We start from the raw sequence: 17263 nt of genomic DNA, 5'->3' as shown, positions 1-17263 counted from the left end.
TTAACAACGTATACTAAATCACGCTTAATCTGATTAACTCCTCTCTGGAACTAAACCCAAAAAAACTCTATCTTGTTCCACAACTACAAACACTCTCTGATCAAACTCACACAAGCGCATGAAGAGGCTTTTTCAGGTTTCTGCGATCGTTCTTGCCGGATTCGCCACATTTTTAATTGCCATTCAATCAGGGCAAGCTGAATGGCTCGATGGTCTCCGGATCAAGCCCTCTGAGCCTCAACTCCTGAGTTTTCAGCAAGACATTGAAGAGGCAAATAATCTCCTCTCCAGCGCCTGTGCAATTAAACCGATTCCTAGAGGAGGCAGGCTGAGAAATCTCCCTGCCATTCGAGGAACAACACCCCTCAGCCGATTTCGGCAAGCCTCATCACCAAATTCTATCTATCAACCCAGAGAAGAGGTTGCTCTCGCGCATCCCTCTAACTTCGGACGGCGCTTCACGCAGGATCTCTCTGGTCGCCCTGTGAATAATGAACCGATTATCGTCCTGCACGAAACGGTTGGCTCAGGAAGTTCCGCGATTAACTATTTCCGCACACCCCATCCACGAGACGATGATCAAGTGAGCTATCACACGTTGATTCGTGAAAACGGCAACGTTGTTTATCTAGTTCCGCCCAATCGACGTGCCTTCGGTGCTGGTAATTCCACTTTCAACGGCAACAAAGGAAACGAAGCGGTGAAAACAAATCCCGCCTTTCCACCCTCAGTTAATAATTTTGCTTACCATATCTCGCTGGTCACGCCGTCTGATGGACGCGGGAACGGAGCGAGACATAGTGGATATACCCGCGCTCAGTATCAATCGCTCGCTTGGTTAGTGGCGAAAACAGGTATTCCAAACGATCGCATTACGACTCATCGACTCGTGGATCGATCGCGCCAGCGGAGTGATCCCCGCAGTTTTAATTCTCAGTATCTTGCTCAACTTCTAGCGACTTTTCCAAAAACAAACGATATTTCGATGCAGTGTACATTACCCGCGATCGCTCAAGAAGAATAAAAAACAGGGACACTGTGACAGCATCCCTGAATATGACCCAGTTGAGCGAAGTGATTAGAGAATCACATAAATCTGATCAATGAGATCACCGGGCACCCCGACTAGAGCCGGATCAAGTTTGTTGTTCGTGGTATCAGCTTCTTTTGCAGAGTTACCAGCCGGATCGATCCAAGCTGAGAGATAGAGCGGTTTACCTGCTGCTTTCTCCTCCCAGATAGTTGAATCGAAAGCTGGTAATCTCAATTCGATCGACAACTCCTTACTTTGTTTGGCACCGAGAACAGATTGATTGCCAGTCGGCTGTAACAAGTAGTCGAGGAAGAACCCGTCCGTTGTTCCTGCATTTCTGGTTCTCAGACCCACATCACTCGTGTCGATCGTGGGATCAGTCGAGAGGTAGAAGCGAATCGGCAGACTGGTTCCTGAGGTGACAGGAATGTTTCCAGCATTCTTCACCGTGAAGGACACTGTAATCGTCTTCGTCTCTTCCTCGGCAGGCTTCGTGAAGCTTCCACCCGTTACTCTCAGACTCGTTCCCATCAATTCGGTCGTCTCTGTTTTGGTGATTGGCAGTCTCGCTTTGTCAATTCCAAAATCAACGTTGAAGTTGTTGTTTTCGTTGCTTTCCGCCAGTTTGTTGTTTGGATCAACCACCATACCGAGCGTGTATTCACCATCCACAAACCAGAAGGCAGCATCGGTATCGGGTAGCTGCAACTGAACTGTAAATTCACCTGTTGCACCTGCGCCTAACGAACCGATCGTAAAGACGCTAGAGGTTGAATCATTCGATACGACATCCACTGTTGCATCTAAGCCACTCACTGGATTGATTTGTCCATCACGAGAGATGCGGAAACCCACTTCGAGATTGGTAATTGCCTTGGAGCTACCGTTCTTAACTTTGAAGGTTGCATTCACAACGTTCTTCTCGAAGACACCTTTTGTGTTCTCTGGGTTGTTCAAAGATGGATTAAGTGCCAGCGAAGGGCTTACCAGTGTAAATCCATCCCCTAAAACCTCGGTCACTCTAGGCAGACCTGTGACATTCAGCGCATAAGGTCGAACGGCTTGCATCGAAGCTGACACTTTGACCGCATAAGTTCCTCCGCTAAGAAGCATTTCAGGAGCGATCGCGATCGGGGTTCCTTCAAGTGAGCCATTCGCCGCGACCCGGAAGAGTTCCAAAGCGACTCCTGTTTCTGCCACGCTCAGCGTGACATTCGACTCAGACCCTACACTGAATTTGAAGTAATCAGGATTTCCAGGAGAGACGCTATCTCTGTAGGTAGCGGTTCCATCCATCAAACCGAGGTCAAATGCGGTCGCAGAAACAAAACCACCCGCAAGCGATCGACCACTAATTTCAAACGGGACGGCTTCCACTTCCCGCTGCATCAGTCCTTGGACTTTCCAGTTGCCACCGAGGTCTTTTAAGGACTGAGTATTGACGATCGCGGAACCGTTCATCAGGAGAATCTCTTGCTTGCCTTGGGCTTCATTGCGATAAAGAATGTCTTCTTTGCCATCGCTATTAAAGTCACCCACGCCTGCAACCGTCCAGTCTGTACCTCTGTTGTAGGTTTGTCCCGATCGACTGACGAATCCGCCCCCTGCCGCGAAGTCGCGTCCACTTTCATTCATCAACCAAACGACTAATTCTCCGGAGCGACGGTTGCGCCATAACAGGTCTTTGTTTCCTTTGTTCGCACTGCCATCAAAATTACCCAATCCCGCGACTTGCCAATCTGCTGAAACCGATGGCGTTGTCCAGCCATACGTGACATTTACACCGTCCATCAACCAAAATGCTGATGTCCCCGAAGACGTATTGCGAAACTGAATATCGGTTCGACCATCGCCGTTAAAATCGCCGAAGAATTGCGGTTGCCATGAAGTTCCAGGTCCATAAGATGCCGCGGTGACAACTGCTGCCCCATTCATTTGCCAAATCGCAACTGCGCCGTTGAGCGGATTGTGAAACACGATGTCCGCTTTCTTGTCACCACTAAGATCGACTGCTGCAACAGGTTTCCAACCCGTACCGACCGTGAAGATGTTCCCGCCAACGACTTTCGCATCTTTGAGCATCCAGATCGCGACTTGACCGCCGTTGGCATTGTGCCAGACGATATCTGCTTGGAGATCTCCATCTAAGTCTTTCACAGCAGCGATTTGCCAATCGAGTGGAACTGAACTACCGACAGCTCCCCCATCGATGACTTCTCCACCTTTGAACATCCAGAAGACGACGCTCCCGTTGATGGTATCGCGCCAGATGAGGTCGTCTTCTCCATCGTCGTTGAGGTCGGCAGCGCCTTGAACTTGCCACTGTGCAGGGAGATCGCCGTATTTTGGTTCGCCTGCGATCGTCACCCCGTTCATTTTCCAGTTCATCGCTTCTGAACTCGGCGCATTTCGCCAGAAAATGTTGTTTAAGTTTGCGTCTGCATTGACCGCGACATTGAGTTGATAAACAGCGCTGGAAACCTGATTCGCGAGAGAAACTTCGATCGTGTAAAGTCCGGGTGCAAGTCCGTTAATCAGATTGCCTTTATCATCAAGCTCACCAATTAGAAGCGATTCGGAAAGCTTGCCTTGATTAGAGGATGTGCCGATTGAAGTTTTCTGTCCTCCAGCAACGGTGGGTTCTCGAAAGACTTGAAGATTGGCATCACCTGAAAGCCCAGTGAGCGAAATGTTCGCAGCGGCGGCACCTTGAAAGCTTCTGAGATCGAGTTGAAATGTATTTCGGGGTGTGGTGGCATCTAAGGTACCACTGAGCGTAGAAGGAATCAGCGGATTTTGGATGAGTGAGGACATACTGTAGTGACTTTGGCTAAACTGCGATCGACTTTTGATGTAGTGTTCCCGGTTAGGAAACTCAAAAAGCGGGTTCAAATCTCAATTCAGCCGAAGTCAACAGAGGGATGGATACTTAGATAAATTTATACATATAAATTTGATATTACTTCCGAGCGATTACTGAAGGTTTCTCAGGAGTTGAAGCCCTGTGAGTGAGACTTCGGAATTAGAATTCAATTCCTGGCTGGGCTTTGATGCCTTGTTCGCGGAATGGATGTTTCACAAGCGTCATTTCTGTCACGAGATCAGCTTGTTCGATCAAAGCAGCGGGCGCACCTCGTCCCGTAAGAATCACGTGCGAGTCTTCTGGCTTTTGAGCAAGTCCCGCTAAAACGGTTTCAACTTCTAGATAGCCGAGTTTTAGAGCGATATTCACCTCATCGAGTAGAACGAGCCGAAATTTTGGATTTTGAATGTAGGTGAGTGCTTTTTCCCAGGCTTCTTTAGCTTTGAGAATGTCGCGATCGCGATCTTGCGTTTCCCAGGTAAAGCCTTCTCCCATCGCTTGGAATTCGAGCTGATCGCCCCAGCGCTCGAAGGCTGCTTTTTCGGCAGGTTCCCAGGCTCCTTTGATGAACTGCACGATCGCGACTTTGTAACCGTGACCAAGCGATCGTAGAACCATTCCCAAAGCTGCCGTGGTCTTTCCTTTGCCGTTTCCGGTGTTGACGATGATCAAGCCTTTTTCGCGAGTGCGTTCTGCAATTCGTTGGTCTTGAACTTCTTTGCGGCGCTGCATTTTGGCGCGGTGTTGGTCGGCGTTTTCGAGCATAAGTCAAATCAGTAGGGGGACTGATTTTAACGTATTTGTGGAGCGATGTCAGGAAATCAAAATGCAGGGCTTTTGGCAAGAATGTTAGGTTGAGAGTACGATCGACGCGATCAAATGCTGACAAAGCTGAAAGCAGATTATCAAGCGGCAAGTTCTCTATGAGGGGCGACTTGAGCACCCATTCCCTTTATTGAAAGAAGCCATGACTCAGAGGAATAATCGGCACGAGGAAGATGAATTGCGATCGGAGTACGACTTTTCAAATGGAATAAGAGGAAAGTACTACGAGACATTCATGCGGTCTAGAGTTGAGAAGATTCGGAATGATTTCGATCGCCTTGCTTTTTTTGAACAACCCGGCTGGAATCACAATAACCATTACTTTTCATTTCTGCTAAATCAGTTGCCGTCTTCTGGTGGAACAGTGCTTGAAATTGGATGCGGAACAGGAGAATTTTCGAGAATGTTAGCGGATCGAGGATGGCAAGTTTGCGCGATCGATCTCTCGCCCAACATGATCGAAGTTGCGCGATCGTACTCCTCACCAAACATCGATTTCCAAATTGCAGATGTGTTGCAATGGGACTTTTCGGAAAAATTTGATGCGATTGTGTCGATCGCAACCCTGCATCATGTGCCGATAGAATTGCTGCTGCCAAAGTTCAAAGCTGCATTAAAACCAGGTGGCAAGCTTGTGGTTTTAGATTTAGTAGAGGCTGAAGGGTTCGATCGCTTACTAGATTTAGCTGCCGTTCCGCTGAATTGGATCTATCAGAGGTTGAGAAATCAGAAGATTGAGCAATCACCAGAAGAGATCGAAGCCATGCGCGAACATCTTCGCACCGATGAGTATCTAACAATTTCTCAAGCGAAAGAAATGTACTCCCGATTCCTAGAAAACGTACAGATCAGAAGACATCTCTTTTGGCGGTATTCAACCGTTTGGATAAAGTAAGCTCTTACGGAGATTGTGGAACAGCACCACCTGGAGCCGTCGGAACGGTATTTGAAGGAGCGGGAACTTGGGGAGCCGTTGGCTGGAGTGGAGTAGTCGGCTGAACGGGAGTGGTCGGCGTGAGATTTGGATTAGTCGGCAGCGTGTTGGTCGGAGCGGTTGGACTCGGAATAAGGTTCGGAGCCGGAGTAATCTGTGGAATCGTTCCGGGTGCTTGGGGTTGTCCTTGTTGGGGTTGTCCAGGTTGGTTGCCCGGTGCAGTGGAAAGCGCAACTCTATCAGGAGCCACAGCACGCATGACATCTAACACTTGCACCACATCATTGTAGAAAGCAGTTTGAGCCGCTTCGAGAACTAATAATCCTTCGGGTTGCTGTCTGTGGTAAGAATCTACCAATTGGTAAAGCTGAGAGCGATCGATAAGTTGTCGCTGTCCCTGATTCGATAAGTAAGTCTGTCCGTTGGAATCGATGCCAATCACAAGCATTTCACTCATCAGAACGCTGCTCGTTTGAGATTGTGGTAGTTCTAGTCCAATCCCTTGTTGGCGAGTCAATTGAAGTGCAGCAAGGATAAAAAACGTCAGAATACAAAAGATCACATCGATCAGCGGAACGATCTGGATCTGAGCTTCATCTGCGGGAGAGTCGAGATTTACTTTCATAGCGCTCTTGTCGAGTGAAGAATTAGAGTTCGTCTTTACGATGCAATTTATCGTGATTGAATTGCCATTTTTGGCGGTACAGCAATTCTAGATCGTTGCCTGTCCGACGAAAGATCTTTGCTTGGTTGAAGATGAGTCCTTGAAAGACTCGGTAAAAGGCAAGGCTAAAAATCGCTACGACTAGCCCAGTTGCGGTACTAATGAGTGCTTCACCGATCCCGGTAGTAACCCCTGCGGTAGAAGCGGTTCCAATGTCACCGATTCGGATCGATCGTAGTGACAGAATCAGACCGATTACAGTTCCCAACAGTCCAAGCAATGGAGCGAGAGCGATCACCGCTTCAAGAATTTTGTCTCCCCGACGCATTGAGGCGATTTCTTCATCCGCAGATGATTCCAGCGCGAGGCGGAACAGTTCGGGATCAGGATTTTGTAGACGCATCGGAGCGTAGAGAAAGCGTCCGATCGGTTGATCATAAGATTGACGAGCGATTTCAACTGCGCTGTCCCAATCGCGTCTAGAGGTTTCGAGAATGCGTCCGGCAACTTCTTTTTCTTTATTCAGAACGTTGAACCAAAACCACGATCGCTCAATAATGGCTCCAAGCGACAAGATTGAGAGAACAAACAGCGGCAACATTGTCACGCCGCCTTTTTCAAACAGTTCGATAATGTTCATGATTGCTCTTCCTTTCTTTGCGTCCCTTGTAGCATCTAGTTGAATCGGGTTTTTAAAGATTCCATAAAATCTTACTGTGCGATCGACAGTATTTCCGTTCATTTCTAAAAGAAAAAACTCTGTAACCGAAATTGGGCACAGAGTTCTCGACATGATTTTAGAACAGTTAGAACGATCGATTCAGATCTTCCCAAGCTCCGATCGTTTGCGGCACGATCGGCTGGATTAATTGAGCGATCGCATCGGCATAGAAGTGAATTTCCTGCTGTGCACCTTCGCCTTTTCGCAGTCCAATAAAGTGCAGAACGGCTTGCAGCGAAACCGTCCAAACCCAGGATGTATAAACGCTTGGAACCAAAACGCCGCGAGCTTGTTCCCGTCCAACTCCTAATTCGAGCAGGTCTTTGTAAGCCTTGTAGCTGGCTTCACATTGAGCACGATAGATATCAAGCGCTTGCTGGTTCTGCTCTTCGGGAATTTCGCCAAACGTGGCTTGTCGATTCGATTTCGACTGCTGACGGAAAGTTGCGGGAACGTAGAAATCTTCAGAATCCTCGATCGACACATATCGAAAACTCTTTTCGTTCCAGCCGACTTGCTCATCGTTGTGCGAAGAAGCGATGACGTGCTTCCACCACTGACGCGCCACGAACAACGGCGCTTTGACTTTGAACTTGAACACGACACCCCGAAACGGGGATGTGTGATGATGTTGAATCAAGTATCGAATCAGTTTGATATCTTTTTCGTCGAGGTCGATCGACATTTTATCGAAGCTGGCTCTGGCATCGTTCACAATGTCTAAATCGCTACCCATGTGGGACAAGAGTGCGATCCGACTTTTGCCATCGTTGAGCGGATCGATCCAGGGAAATTCTGCTGTGCGGCTCGGCAACACTGAATCAGACATATCGGTAAAATTCGGAACAGCAATAGATTGAACCATGAAAGATTCCTCAAACGATGGATTAAAGTGTGACGCTATAGGTAGCGTTTAATTTAGCTCCAGTTTGAGAAAAGTGCAAGATGTGGAGTAAGAATTTAGTTTATCCGGGATCGAGCCAATTTGCGTGAAAGATCAGAAAGGGCGATTTAAGATCGAAGCTCATGCCCCAAAGTTAACAAGATCGATTAAGCTTACTCCATATATTGCTGTTGTTCTTTTTCAAAGGCTTTGTTGTGCCCAAACGTCTCTCTCTCCTCTCAATTTGCTTGATCCTCGGACTGTGGACGAGCCAACCCGCATTCGCTCAAGCACTCATTCCTCATGCCCCACAAGTTGATTTTGATAAGCTTGAACAGCAGGGAATTGGGTTGATTCAAGAAGCGTCTCAACTTGCACAGTTTAATCAAAATCAATTAGCTCTAGCGCGGGCGAGATTGGCAGTACAACTCGCTCCGAAACGCCCCGAAACTTGGGCAGTGTTGGGTGGATTGTATTTAGAGACAAAGCGGGCGGATGAAGCGATCCCCGCACTGAAAAAAGCAAATTCACTTGATCCCAAGAATTCTGCAATTCTGTTTGCATTGGGAACCGCACATTTTCAGAAAGCACAATACGAAGAATCGATTCAGCAAATTCAAGCAGGGCTGAAAATTAAGCCTGATGTTGCTGGCGCTTACTTCGATATGGGCAATGCCAATATGATGTTGAAGCGCAATCGAGACGCGATCGCGAACTACGAAAAAGCAGTTTCGATCGACAAACAGTTTTGGCCCGCAATTAACAACATTGGCTTAATCCGCTACGAAGAAGGCAAGATCGACGAAGCGATCAAACTCTGGCGGCAATCGGTCGCGCTCGATCCCAAAACCACCTCAGAACCGCAATTAGCGATTGCAGTTGCGCTTTTCCGCAAAGGCAATCAAACGGAAGCCTTCACACTGGCAGAAGCCGCACTAAAAGCCGATGCACGATACGGTGAGCCGAAATTCTTGGCTGAAAATCTTTGGGGTGCAAGATTAATGGCGGACACTCAGAAATTCTTTGCCGTGCCTCGGATTCAAGCCGCGATCGCTCAAGCGCAATCGGCTCAAGCTGCCCAAGAAGGTCGTGGTCAATAACATTGAGCAATTCTCAGAGCTTCTGGTAAGTTAGGCATGGATTTCTAATGTTCAGGGGTGGCATCGTGCGTTTGAGAGCCGTTTCGCCAAATCAATTTCATCAGCATCGCAAAAGTCGTAAACGCTCATTTCCCTGGTTGCTTCTGCTCACGCCGTTTGTGCTGTGGATGGGAGTGCGATCGGCAAGAATGCACTTTGAGCAACCGGATGCCATTTTGGTATTAGGTGGCGCTGAAGAGCGAGAGATTTTTAGCGCCAAATTTGCCAGACAGCACCCAAATTTACCCGTTTGGATTTCTTCAGGTGCGCCGCCTGAGTATGCAGAGCGAGTCTTTTCCAAAACGGGGGTCGATTTGCAGCGGTTGAATCTGGATTATCAAGCGGTCGATACGGTGACGAACTTCACGTCGTTAGTCGATCGATTACGGAAGAAAAATGTTCGCAGCGTTTATTTGATCACGTCGGACTACCACATGAGACGCGCTCAGGTGATCGGTGAAATCGTTCTCGGCAGTCGTGGGATCAATATTCAGCCCGTTTCGATCCCGTCAAATCAGATTGAGGAGCCGATTTCTAAAGCGATTCGAGATGGCGGGCGGGCTGTGCTGTGGGTTGCGACGGGTGAGACGGGCGCGAATTTTGCCCTGACGAAAGAACGCTAGGATGTACTTTAAAGCCCCTTCACTCCGATTCCATCTCGCCCTGAAATGAATTTCGGGCTAACCGACGAAAGTCTACTAAAAGTAGACTCCGAACCCATTGCAATACTCTTAGTCCATTTTAATGGACTTGCGCCGATTAGCCCGAAATTCTATTTCAGGGCGGGAATGAACGAAGTCAATCAACCTTTAAACCACTCTCTAAGCAGCTAATTCTTGAATCAGAACGTAAGGCTGAAGAATCAATGCTTGAAAGCGTTTGGTTTGATTTTCATTCCAGACAGACTTCTGTTCGATCGACGGTTTATAAATCAAACAGTCTTGAATCCATCGCTGAACCGAAGTAGTTTGATCGTTTGCGATCGCATACCCAACATCGACTAAATCCAGCGAATCGGACACCAGGATTACGGCATCGCGATCGGCGTGAGGCATTAACCATTCCCATTCGGCTTCGTCTAGGGATTCTCTTAGTTCTGCTTTTAAATCTGACATGACTCGACTTTTTAAATTAATTCTAGCGATCGCGCTTTCATTATTTTGCAGTCTCGCTCACCCTAGCGCAATTCTGGCGGAACCTGTCAGCGATCCCCCGATTAGCTCAAACCTTGATGTCAACACGATCCCATCCGAAAAACTGAATCAATTTGTGCAGGCTTGTTTGCAAGTCGTCGCCCTGATTGAACGGCGAGAAGGGGAATTGCAGGCGGCGGAAACGGATTCGGAATCGGCGCGGATTCAGCAAGATATTGAAGCGGACGCGATCGCGATTATCGAGAAAAATGGACTGACGCGGCAGGAATATTTGCAACTTTTGAGTTTGGCAAACGTCGATCCTGAATTTGGCGAACGAGTGGCAACTTTGCTGCAAGAAACACCCAGTTAAAAGACTTCGGAAAAAAGCTTGCAACTTTGGTCAAATCGATTAGAGTAGACCTCTAAACCCGGACAAGAATTTTTTAGATTTCAAGATTTATCAGTTGCTTGAGATCCATTAGAACTCCTGTCAGAATGGCTTCAATTCTCAGTCCCGCTGCTTTGCGATTTGCATCCTCACACAATGACCAGCATCGCCCCCGTGTCCCGCACCGAACTTTCCCAGCGCCGTCAAAACCTTCGTCGCCAACGTCGTACCCGCTTTCTACAAACGAGTTGGCGCAATGTCGCGATCGCATCATTCGCACTGGGAGCCGTCTGGGTCGCAACTTTGCCCGCTTGGGTGATTCGCAAACCAGAACAGGTTACAATCAAAGGCAACCGATTTATCTCTGAGCAGACAATTCGCACACTTTTACCGATCGCTTATCCGCAATCGCTCTTAAAAGTGCAGCCGCAGTCGATCTCAGATGCGCTCAAAGCGAAAGCTCCGATCGCAGATGCAACGGTCGATCGACAATTGTTTCCGCCGAGTTTGACGGTGCGAGTTCGAGAGAGAATCCCGATCGCCCAAACGGTTTCCAAAGCTTCTCAACCTGGACTACTCGATGAAACAGGCGTGTGGATGCCGCAAGACAGCTACACAAAACTGAATCCAAATTTCAAACTACCGTCGCTGAGAATTATCGGCACTCCAGAGCGCTATCGTCCGTATTGGGCGAATTTCTACCGCGCCATTCGCCAGAGTCCAGTCAAGATTTTGGAAGCGAACTGGGAAGATCCGACAAATTTAATTCTCAAAACTGAACTAGGTGCGGTACAGTTTGGTGTCTATAGTCCGAACTTTCCGACGCAGCTCAAAGTGTTAGACGAGATGCGAAGGTTACCCAGTCGGGTGAATGCGGCACAAATTTTGTCGATCGACTTAAGAAATCCGAATTCACCGCTTCTGCAAATGAATGAGACGAAAACTCCGGTAAAATTAGGTACTCCATAGAGCAAAAGTTGTGGGAAAATTTCCAGCCAACGGTCGCGAGTCCTGATAAGCTAATGTCCTAATCGAGTTCAGTCGTCTTTTATAGACTTCTCTATTTGTTCATCTCCATCGCTTGAAATCCCAATGACGCTTAATCATAATGAGACGAATGCCAACCCAATGACGCTGAATCACCAGCCCGAATCTGGCTATGCCACCTCGAACACGGAAGGGCAAATGAATAACTTCTCAACCTCGGACAATTCCAATCCGTTTAATTCTGGGCTGTATCATAACCAAGGTCTGGGGCTTAAGACGGTTCCTGAAGATGCAAGGAGTGGTGATATCGTGCCTGGGAGTATTGCCAAGATTAAGGTGATCGGGGTCGGTGGTGGCGGCAGTAATGCAGTCAACCGAATGATTGCAAGCGATGTGGCTGGAGTTGAATTCTGGTCGATTAATACCGATGCTCAAGCGTTGGCGCAATCGACTTCCCTCAAACGGCTACAAGTAGGTCAGAAGCTAACTCGCGGACTGGGTGCGGGTGGTAATCCTGCGATCGGTCAAAAAGCGGCTGAAGAATCCCGCGACGAGATCGCGGCGGCACTGGAAAATGCGGATTTAGTGTTTATCACGGCTGGCATGGGCGGCGGTACGGGAACGGGTGCGGCTCCGATCGTGGCTGAAGTGGCAAAAGAGTTAGGAGCGCTCACCGTTGGGATTGTCACTCGTCCGTTTACGTTTGAAGGTCGGCGACGGACAGGTCAGGCGGAAGAAGGCGTTGCGGCACTTCAAAGCCGGGTTGATACGCTGATTATTATTCCAAACGATAAGATTCTTTCGGTTGTCTCAGAACAGACTCCGGTTCAGGAAGCATTCAAAACTGCGGATGATATTTTGCGTCAAGGGGTGCAGGGGATTTCAGATATCATCACGATCCCTGGATTGGTGAATGTGGACTTCGCGGATGTACGGGCAGTGATGGCGGATGCAGGATCGGCACTGATGGGAATCGGGATCGGATCTGGCAAGTCGAGAGCGAGAGAAGCCGCGATCGCAGCCATTTCATCGCCGTTGTTGGAAGCGTCGATCGATGGTGCGCGTGGAGTGGTCTTTAACATCACAGGTGGCACAGATCTTACTCTGCACGAAGTCAGTCAGGCGGCAGATATTATTTACGAAGCGGTTGATCCCAATGCCAATATTATTTTTGGTGCGGTGATCGATGAGCGATTGCAGGGTGAAATTCGGATTACGGTGATTGCGACCGGATTTTCTCAAGAGGTGCAGCCGCAAGTGACGGCGAAGGGGGCGACGGTTCCACAACCGAAAGCTTCTCGATCGATTTCGGCTCCGGCAGTGACACCGAATCCAGTTCAAGAAGCACCGCAGCAAAAACCGGGGAGCTTGGATATTCCTGAATTCTTGAGAACGAGACGCAAACCTCAGAAGTAGGCTGCGTTTTTAGCGGAAATGTGCCCCCTCAATCCCCCATTCTGGGGGACTTTGAGTTTTTAGACGATTTTTAGAACTGGAATGGGTTCGCCTGGGGAAATGTGAGTTTGTCCGATCGACATTTTTCCCAGCGCATTCATGCCTGCTAGATTGATTAGATTTCCTGACAATCGAGTGCCGCCTGTGGGGGTGAATTGGAAAGTGCCATTTGCGATCGACACTGATCCGACGAGGTAAAGTTCGCGCTTTCCGTCTGATTTCAAATCCTGAGTTGCGATCGCGTTGAAAAACTCCGGTTTCCAACCGTGAGCGAGTCCAGATAATTTCCGAATCGCAGGCTGAGCGAATCTTAGAAATGTCACTAGAACTGATCCCGGATTTCCAGGCAGTCCGAAGAAAAGCGTCGAGTTTGGGAATGTGGCGAATGTGAGAGGTTTACCGGGTTTGACGGCGATCGAGCGAATCCGAATCTCTGCGTTTAATTCTTCGAGAATGCGATCGACATAATCGTAATCACCGACCGAAACGCCACCAGACGAGAGAACGACATCAGCGGATTCGATAGATTTAGCGATCGCATTTTTCAATTCCGTTGGATCATCCCGAATGATCCCCAGCGAAATGACTTCGGCTCCCATTTCTGCGACTAAAGCTTCTAGCGCATATTGGTTCGAGTCTACAATCTGACCCGGTTGAAGCGGCTGATCTGGAGTGACTAACTCACTTCCGGTTGAAAGAATTGCCACTCGTAAACGACGAAAAACAGGAATTTCTAGACATTGAGCAGCGGCGAGAATGGCGATTTCAGGTGCTCTAAGAACAGTACCGGGAGATAGTAAAGCATCTCCAGCTTGAGAATAAGAGCCGCGATGTCGAACGAATGAACCTGAACGATCGGTAGGTGTGAGAATGGAAACGCGATCGCCGTCTCGTTTCGTTTCTTCCTGCATAATCACGGTATCCGCACCCAGAGGCATCACTGATCCCGTGAGAATTCTTGCGGCTTGTCCAGGTTGTATCGTTTTCTGAGGTTGATAGCCTGCTGGAATTTCTTCAATAATTTCTAGAGTCGTTGGCTGTTTCACATCCTCGAATCGCACTGCGTAGCCATCCATTGCAGAATTATCCCAATGTGGAAAATCGAGTTTGCTCGTGATGGGAGCCGCGAGAATTCGGGCGTGACATTCCTTTAATCCGACGATTTCCGTTTCCCCGATCGCTTGAACTGTCTCTAAAATCAGCTTTTCTGCTTCTGCCACTGACAGCATGATTCCAACCCAAAGTAAGATAATCAATACCTCAACACTAATGCTAAATATGTCTCCGAGTCAGGTTTATCCCGTGGTTTGGGAGCGCGATCGCGTTCTCTTAATCGATCAAACCCGTTTACCGAGTGAATACGCTTTGGTTGATATTCATCGCTGTGATGATATGGCACGAGCAATCAAAACGATGATTGTGCGGGGTGCGCCCGCGATCGGAGTTGCAGCCGCCTATGGAATGTACTTGGGAGCGCGAGAAATCGAGGCAACGAATCGCGAACAGTTTCTAGCCCAACTAGAAAAAGTCGCGGAACAATTGCGGGCAACTCGTCCCACAGCGGTGAATTTGTTTTGGGCGATCGAGCAAATGCTAAAAACCGCTCGTCAAACGCTCGGATCGGTGGAATATCTCAGAGAAGCGTTACTACTCGCAGCAAAGCAGATTCAGGAAGACGATTTAGACACTTGTCGATCGATTGGCGATCACGGTCTTGCCGCTCTGCCTTCAACTCCTGAGAAACTGCGGCTTTTAACGCACTGTAACGCGGGAGCATTAGCAACAGCAGGATATGGAACGGCTTTAGGAGTTGTGCGATCGACTTGGGCGGCAAATCGCTTAGAGCGAGTGTACGCGGATGAAACGCGACCCCGATTGCAAGGTGCAAAACTCACGGCTTGGGAATGTGCTCAAGAAGGAATTCCAGTCACGGTCATTACCGATAACATGGCGGCTCATTGTATGCAGCGTGGAATGATCGATGCGGTCGTTGTGGGAGCCGATCGCATTGCTGCGAATGGAGATGCTGCGAATAAAATCGGAACTTACAGCGTGGCGTTAATTGCAAAGGCGCATAACATTCCGTTTTTTGTGGCGGCTCCGGTTTCAACGATCGACTTCACTATCTCCGATGGCACTCAGATCCCGATCGAAGAACGCGATCCCGCTGAGATTTATCAAATCGGGGAAACGATCATTTGTCCGCCCGGAATTGAGTATTACAATCCTGCATTTGATGTGACTCCGGCAGAATTGATTAGCGCGATCGTGACTGAATTCGGGGCGATTGCTCCTGATCAAATTCAGGCGCAATTGCAAAGGCGAGTCGGTTGAGTGCGATCGCGAAGTGGAGCGGAGTCATCGACCTGTTCAGGGGCAGGAATCGGAGCTTCAGCGCTTGGCTGCTCTTGAGGCAAGACTTCTACAGGAGGTTCGGGATCAGAAGAAGGTTGAATCTGAGGGGGCTGAATTTCTGGAGTCGGCTGGATTTCAGGTTTCGGTGATTCAACAGCGGTCACAGGACGAGCGCGATCTTCTTGAGGTTTCCAGAGCGATCGAGGTTGACGCGCTACTTTCTCCGGTTTCGGTAAATTCAGCTCAATTTGTTTCGGGGTCTTACGAGGTTCGACTGAATTTTTGAGTTTCCAATCGCGAAATTCTCGATCGTTTTGAATTTGATCAATCAGCGAGTTGTATTGTTCCGTTGCCCAATATTGATTTTCTAACTTCTGTAGCTGTTTCGCCGTTTCAAACGCTTGATGCCACTCGCGTTTTTCAACCTGAGTGAGAGCCGTTTTCATCAACGTTTCGCCTTTTTCCCAGAGCAATTTCCACGATCGTACTTTCGCGTCTTGAGGGAGAGAACGCACGATCTCAATCCCTTTGTCTAAATTTCCAGCTTGCACTTCGGTTTCAGCTTTCATTAACAGCGCATTTGACCAGCGTTGAATCAGTTGCGTACTCTGCTGATGATAGGGATCATCGATCGCGACATTTTGCAGCATCTCGATCGCGGCGGCTAAACTTTCCGGAGTGTCTCGATTGGCGCGTTGTTGAGCGCAATGGAGCCGAGTGGAAACTGGGGAAGAGTCTTCGACTTGAGCACACTCGATCGAGTAGGGATTTCTCAGAGCGATAAACGCGATCGTGCTAATTCCAACGGGCAAAGCCAGCAATCCCATCAGGCATTTTTTTTCTAACCGATTCATGCGATCCGCTCCTGAAACGCTTAAGGTACAGAGTTGGCAAGTTCAGAAGCGGACTATTCATAAACGATAGAAAATTTACCGTTGCTTTAAGCAGTTCACCATCAAGGATGTAATGGACTTCGATCGCCATCAGCGAATCTAATTCTGAGCAATGAATCGATTGTTTAGATAAAGTCTGTACGGCAATTTGCCGTATATAATAAGGATGTTTTTATAGCTCTCTGTTTGATATGTCGATCGACAACCAGCCAAACCTAATGGCGCGACTCGAAGCCCGAATTAGTCCAGAAACCAAAGCACTGCTTCAGAAAGCCGCCGATTTACAAGGGCGTACTCTCACCGATTTTGTAGTGACTAGTGTTCAGGCGGAAGCGATTCGAGTGATTGAAAGTCACCAAACACTGAAGCTAAGTGTGGAAGAAAGTGAAGCTTTTGTTGATGCGTTACTTAATCCGCCAAAGCCAAATGATGCCCTGAAAACTGCTGCTCAACGATACCAACGAGTGATGAATCGTGCTGAAAATTGAGCCGTTGGAGAGCCAGAAGCACGATCGAGCAAATTTTTCTTGCGGCAAAGACAGCCTAGACAATTACCTGCGGAAACAAGCATCTCAAGACCTGAAGCGACGGGTAGCAACTGTGTTTGTTTTGGTTAATGAGCCTGAAATCAGTGTGTTAGCGTACTACACATTGTCTTCGTACACGATCGACATTTCCGCCCTAGATGAGTCTTTTGCAAAACGGCTTCCACGGTATCCACGGCTACCCGCTACGCTCCTAGGTCGGCTTGCAGTGGATCAGACCCAGAAAGGTAAAGGATATGGCGAATTAATGTTGGTAGATGCACTTAGAAAATCGTTAGAGGCTTCGACTCAGATTGCATCTTTAGCGGTTATTGCAGAAGCGCTAGATGAGAATGCTGTCAATTTTTATCTAAAGTATGGCTTTCAGACGTTTCAGCAAGACCCGATGAAGCTTTATTTGCCATGAAGACGATCGAGGAACTTTAGCCGTGAGATGGTGTAA

General features: G+C 48.3%; 18 protein-coding genes. 10 read left to right on the top strand and 8 right to left on the bottom strand.

The window, feature by feature from the left end:
* Positions 1 to 118: 118 nt before the first annotated feature.
* Positions 119 to 1024 carry an N-acetylmuramoyl-L-alanine amidase gene (locus NIES2104_RS17035; RefSeq protein ID WP_058999480.1) on the top strand — a complete coding sequence of 302 codons (906 nt, stop codon included), beginning with the start codon at positions 119 to 121 and terminating at the stop codon, positions 1022 to 1024.
* Between the two features lie 54 nt (positions 1025 to 1078).
* Here NIES2104_RS17035 and NIES2104_RS17030 read toward each other — a convergent pair whose 3' ends face one another.
* Positions 1079 to 3847: an FG-GAP-like repeat-containing protein gene (locus tag NIES2104_RS17030; RefSeq protein ID WP_058999479.1), complete on the bottom strand. Its 2769-nt coding sequence runs from the start codon at positions 3845 to 3847 to the stop codon at positions 1079 to 1081.
* Positions 3848 to 4055: 208 nt separating this feature from the next.
* Positions 4056 to 4661: a cob(I)yrinic acid a,c-diamide adenosyltransferase gene (cobO, locus tag NIES2104_RS17025; protein ID WP_058999478.1), complete on the bottom strand. Its 606-nt coding sequence runs from the start codon at positions 4659 to 4661 to the stop codon at positions 4056 to 4058.
* A gap of 202 nt (positions 4662 to 4863) precedes the next feature.
* On the opposite strand from cobO, the gene NIES2104_RS17020 reads away from it, so the two are divergent.
* On the top strand, positions 4864 to 5616 hold the full coding sequence (locus NIES2104_RS17020; protein WP_263970979.1) for a class I SAM-dependent methyltransferase: 753 nt from the start codon (positions 4864 to 4866) through the stop codon (positions 5614 to 5616).
* Positions 5617 to 5620: 4 nt separating this feature from the next.
* On the opposite strand, the gene NIES2104_RS17015 is transcribed toward NIES2104_RS17020, so the two are convergent.
* From NIES2104_RS17015 to thyX, 3 genes are all read right to left on the bottom strand, one after another.
* Positions 5621 to 6280 carry a biopolymer transporter ExbD gene (locus tag NIES2104_RS17015; protein WP_058999476.1) on the bottom strand — a complete coding sequence of 220 codons (660 nt, stop codon included), beginning with the start codon at positions 6278 to 6280 and terminating at the stop codon, positions 5621 to 5623.
* A 22-nt stretch (positions 6281 to 6302) separates the two neighbouring features.
* Positions 6303 to 6959 (bottom strand): MotA/TolQ/ExbB proton channel family protein, encoded by a 657-nt coding sequence (locus NIES2104_RS17010; RefSeq protein ID WP_059001834.1) that lies wholly within the window; start codon positions 6957 to 6959, stop codon positions 6303 to 6305.
* A gap of 166 nt (positions 6960 to 7125) precedes the next feature.
* A complete protein-coding gene (thyX, locus tag NIES2104_RS17005) occupies positions 7126 to 7905 on the bottom strand; it encodes an FAD-dependent thymidylate synthase (RefSeq protein ID WP_082690019.1) in 780 nt (259 codons plus the stop codon).
* A gap of 233 nt (positions 7906 to 8138) precedes the next feature.
* Here thyX and NIES2104_RS17000 point away from each other — a divergent pair, with 233 nt between their 5' ends.
* Complete coding sequence (locus NIES2104_RS17000; RefSeq protein WP_059001830.1) at positions 8139 to 9023, top strand: tetratricopeptide repeat protein; 885 nt, start codon at positions 8139 to 8141, stop codon at positions 9021 to 9023.
* Between the two features lie 65 nt (positions 9024 to 9088).
* Positions 9089 to 9685, top strand: coding sequence for a YdcF family protein (locus NIES2104_RS16995; protein WP_225895256.1), 597 nt, complete (start codon positions 9089 to 9091; stop codon positions 9683 to 9685).
* A gap of 198 nt (positions 9686 to 9883) precedes the next feature.
* Here the strand turns inward: NIES2104_RS16995 and NIES2104_RS16990 are convergent, their stop codons facing one another.
* Positions 9884 to 10177, bottom strand: coding sequence for a DUF2288 domain-containing protein (locus tag NIES2104_RS16990; RefSeq protein ID WP_058999474.1), 294 nt, complete (start codon positions 10175 to 10177; stop codon positions 9884 to 9886).
* Here NIES2104_RS16990 and NIES2104_RS16985 point away from each other — a divergent pair.
* From NIES2104_RS16985 to ftsZ, 3 genes are all read left to right on the top strand, one after another.
* Complete coding sequence (locus NIES2104_RS16985; RefSeq protein WP_072218088.1) at positions 10176 to 10568, top strand: DUF4168 domain-containing protein; 393 nt, start codon at positions 10176 to 10178, stop codon at positions 10566 to 10568. The genes NIES2104_RS16990 and NIES2104_RS16985 overlap by 2 nt on opposite strands.
* Before the next feature lie 174 nt (positions 10569 to 10742).
* Positions 10743 to 11555 carry a cell division protein FtsQ/DivIB gene (locus tag NIES2104_RS16980; RefSeq protein WP_058999473.1) on the top strand — a complete coding sequence of 271 codons (813 nt, stop codon included), beginning with the start codon at positions 10743 to 10745 and terminating at the stop codon, positions 11553 to 11555.
* A 123-nt stretch (positions 11556 to 11678) separates the two neighbouring features.
* A complete protein-coding gene (gene ftsZ, locus NIES2104_RS16975) occupies positions 11679 to 12989 on the top strand; it encodes a cell division protein FtsZ (protein WP_263970978.1) in 1311 nt (436 codons plus the stop codon).
* Between the two features lie 59 nt (positions 12990 to 13048).
* Here the strand turns inward: ftsZ and glp are convergent, their stop codons facing one another.
* Entirely contained in the window at positions 13049 to 14257 is a 1209-nt protein-coding gene (gene glp / locus NIES2104_RS16970) for a gephyrin-like molybdotransferase Glp (protein ID WP_058999472.1), read from the bottom strand.
* A gap of 49 nt (positions 14258 to 14306) precedes the next feature.
* On the opposite strand from glp, the gene mtnA reads away from it, so the two are divergent.
* On the top strand, positions 14307 to 15362 hold the full coding sequence (mtnA, locus tag NIES2104_RS16965) for an S-methyl-5-thioribose-1-phosphate isomerase (protein WP_058999471.1): 1056 nt from the start codon (positions 14307 to 14309) through the stop codon (positions 15360 to 15362).
* Here the strand turns inward: mtnA and NIES2104_RS16960 are convergent.
* The gene (locus NIES2104_RS16960; RefSeq protein WP_058999470.1) at positions 15332 to 16237 is read right to left on the bottom strand and encodes a hypothetical protein; all 906 of its coding nucleotides are present in this window, start codon (positions 16235 to 16237) and stop codon (positions 15332 to 15334) included. The genes mtnA and NIES2104_RS16960 overlap by 31 nt on opposite strands.
* A gap of 230 nt (positions 16238 to 16467) precedes the next feature.
* Between NIES2104_RS16960 and NIES2104_RS16955 the strand changes: the two genes are divergently transcribed.
* On the top strand, positions 16468 to 16764 hold the full coding sequence (locus tag NIES2104_RS16955) for a DUF1778 domain-containing protein (protein ID WP_058999469.1): 297 nt from the start codon (positions 16468 to 16470) through the stop codon (positions 16762 to 16764).
* Positions 16751 to 17227 (top strand): GNAT family N-acetyltransferase, encoded by a 477-nt coding sequence (locus NIES2104_RS16950; RefSeq protein ID WP_263970977.1) that lies wholly within the window; start codon positions 16751 to 16753, stop codon positions 17225 to 17227. The genes NIES2104_RS16955 and NIES2104_RS16950 overlap by 14 nt, the downstream gene beginning before the upstream one ends.
* The last annotated feature ends 36 nt before the right edge of the window (positions 17228 to 17263 follow it).

Source organism: Leptolyngbya sp. NIES-2104 (genome assembly GCF_001485215.1).
Taxonomy (GTDB): Bacteria; Cyanobacteriota; Cyanobacteriia; order Leptolyngbyales; family Leptolyngbyaceae; genus Leptolyngbya.
Note: the sequence above shows the minus strand (reverse complement) of the source record. Positions and strands in the feature narration are given on the sequence as shown.

Excerpts from the sequence above, each read along its gene's own strand:
- NIES2104_RS17035 (WP_058999480.1), top strand. The coding sequence starts at position 119 with ATGAAGAGGCTTTTTCAGGTTTCTGCGATCGTTCTTGCCGGATTCGCC.
- NIES2104_RS17030 (WP_058999479.1), bottom strand. The coding sequence starts at position 3,847 with ATGTCCTCACTCATCCAAAATCCGCTGATTCCTTCTACGCTCAGTGGT.
- cobO (WP_058999478.1), bottom strand. The coding sequence starts at position 4,661 with ATGCTCGAAAACGCCGACCAACACCGCGCCAAAATGCAGCGCCGCAAA.
- NIES2104_RS17020 (WP_263970979.1), top strand. The coding sequence starts at position 4,864 with ATGACTCAGAGGAATAATCGGCACGAGGAAGATGAATTGCGATCGGAG.
- NIES2104_RS17015 (WP_058999476.1), bottom strand. The coding sequence starts at position 6,280 with ATGAAAGTAAATCTCGACTCTCCCGCAGATGAAGCTCAGATCCAGATC.
- NIES2104_RS17010 (WP_059001834.1), bottom strand. The coding sequence starts at position 6,959 with ATGAACATTATCGAACTGTTTGAAAAAGGCGGCGTGACAATGTTGCCG.
- thyX (WP_082690019.1), bottom strand. The coding sequence starts at position 7,905 with ATGGTTCAATCTATTGCTGTTCCGAATTTTACCGATATGTCTGATTCA.
- NIES2104_RS16985 (WP_072218088.1), top strand. The coding sequence starts at position 10,176 with ATGACTCGACTTTTTAAATTAATTCTAGCGATCGCGCTTTCATTATTT.
- NIES2104_RS16990 (WP_058999474.1), bottom strand. The coding sequence starts at position 10,177 with ATGTCAGATTTAAAAGCAGAACTAAGAGAATCCCTAGACGAAGCCGAA.
- NIES2104_RS16980 (WP_058999473.1), top strand. The coding sequence starts at position 10,743 with ATGACCAGCATCGCCCCCGTGTCCCGCACCGAACTTTCCCAGCGCCGT.
- ftsZ (WP_263970978.1), top strand. The coding sequence starts at position 11,679 with ATGACGCTTAATCATAATGAGACGAATGCCAACCCAATGACGCTGAAT.
- glp (WP_058999472.1), bottom strand. The coding sequence starts at position 14,257 with ATGCTGTCAGTGGCAGAAGCAGAAAAGCTGATTTTAGAGACAGTTCAA.
- mtnA (WP_058999471.1), top strand. The coding sequence starts at position 14,307 with ATGTCTCCGAGTCAGGTTTATCCCGTGGTTTGGGAGCGCGATCGCGTT.
- NIES2104_RS16960 (WP_058999470.1), bottom strand. The coding sequence starts at position 16,237 with ATGAATCGGTTAGAAAAAAAATGCCTGATGGGATTGCTGGCTTTGCCC.
- NIES2104_RS16955 (WP_058999469.1), top strand. The coding sequence starts at position 16,468 with ATGTCGATCGACAACCAGCCAAACCTAATGGCGCGACTCGAAGCCCGA.